Below are 544 nucleotides of genomic sequence, written 5' to 3' on the forward strand. Positions count from 1 at the left end.
GGGCGTACGGCTGCTGGACCGGTCGCTGCGCGGGCTCGCCGCGTCGCTGGCCGACGAGTCCCGTCCGCTGCCCACGGTCTACGCGGCCTGGATGAGCAACGGCGACCTGCACCTCCAGCTCGCCCAGCCGTCCGGCAAGCCGCCGTCCCCGTGGCAGCTCGGGCAGGACCAGACGTTCTGGATGCTGGCCCGAGCCGACGCCGAGACGTACGAGGACGCCGACACGGCCGCGCCCTATCCCGGCCTGGTCAGCCTCGGCACCATGGACGACTCCCGGCTGCTGCTCAACCTGGAGTCGGTCCCCGGCATCGTGTCGCTGAGCGGCCGTGAGGAGGACCGGGCGGCGGTGTTCGCGTCCGTGGCCGCCGAACTGGCCACCAACGGCTGGTCGGACCGCATGACCATCACCCTCGTCGGGTTCGGCGAGGACCTCACGGCCCTCGCGCCCAGCCGGCTGCGCCACCTCGACGGCATCGAGGCGCTGATCGAGACGATGGAGGCGGAGACCCGGCAGCGGCGCGGCGCGCTCGGCGCCGCTGCCGGG

General features: G+C 74.1%; 1 pseudogene. It reads left to right on the top strand.

Going from position 1 to position 544, the window contains the following annotated elements:
* A pseudogene (locus LPA54_RS36080) lies at positions 1-544 on the top strand (hypothetical protein); the annotation flags it as partial.

Source organism: Streptomyces sp. DH12, from assembly GCF_020873895.1.
Taxonomy (GTDB): Bacteria; Actinomycetota; Actinomycetes; order Streptomycetales; family Streptomycetaceae; genus Streptomyces.